This window comes from Staphylococcus sp. EG-SA-2 (genome assembly GCF_017152085.1).
In genome coordinates, this window is sequence record NZ_JACYHC010000173.1 from 1 (window position 1) to 531 (window position 531).

At 32.2% G+C, this 531-nt stretch carries 1 protein-coding gene; it reads right to left on the reverse strand.

Features of this window, described 5'->3' with window-relative positions:
* On the reverse strand, window positions 1-502 hold a 502-nt coding region (locus tag IDG60_RS01610), incomplete at its 3' end, for an NUDIX hydrolase (RefSeq protein WP_206160418.1).
* Window positions 503-531: the final 29 nt, after the last annotated feature.

Here is a 531-nt window from a genome sequence, read left to right on the forward strand (position 1 = left end):
CAATGATAGTCTTCGCATCTTCTATTTCTTTATTCATTAGCATCGATTTAACATTCTCAATCGGAACTTTAATGACTTCGACAAATTCATCTTCATCTAAGTGAACTGTACCTTCTTCTAAATTATCCGTAAAATATATTGATAATTGTTCATCGCAAAAACCTGGTGAACCATACATATCTACAACATGTGTTAACTCTTTGGCAATATATCCTGTTTCTTCTTCTAATTCACGCTTTGCCGCTTCGACTCTATCTTCATCATCTTCTAATTTACCAGCTGGAATTTCTAGCAATGGTTTTTCTACTGGTTTACGATACTGTTTCACTAATACGACTTCTTTTTTAGGTGTCACTGCACAAACAGCAACTGCACCATTATGATAAACTAATTCTCTTGTTGATGTTTCACCGTTTGGTAATGTCACTGTATGAATTTCTACATCTACAATTTTGCCATTATAAATAACTGTTCGATCAATTGTTTTTTCATTTAAATCCATTATAATCACGTTCCTTTAAATTCATATTA